Raw genomic sequence first — 279 nt, 5'->3', positions numbered from 1 at the left:
CGACCGCTGGCCGCGCTCAGTCGCCATCGCCTGCGTTCGGCACCGGACGCGCGCTTCGATGCCGATCTGCCGCGCCAGCTCCGTCAGCAGTTCGTGGCCCTGCCCGGCGGCTACAACCCGCGCACCGCCGAGCTGGTAGCCGGCTGGCGCGCGCGCGGTCTCGACGAAGCCCAGCTGGTACGCGAGGCGCTGGAGCGCTTCAACCGCGAGTTCACCTACACACTGTTGCCACCGCCGTTGGGCCGCGACAGCGTCGACGATTTCCTGTTCGAGACACGC

The 279-nt window shown here is 70.6% G+C and carries 1 pseudogene; it reads left to right on the top strand.

From position 1 onward, the window contains the following. Positions 1-279 (top strand): annotated as a pseudogene (locus FLQ44_RS23700) (transglutaminase TgpA family protein); the annotation flags it as partial.

The sequence above is a fragment of the Vogesella mureinivorans genome (assembly GCF_007644035.1).
Classification (GTDB): Bacteria; Pseudomonadota; Gammaproteobacteria; order Burkholderiales; family Chromobacteriaceae; genus Vogesella; species Vogesella mureinivorans.
This window is presented reverse-complemented; position numbering and strand designations above follow the sequence as displayed.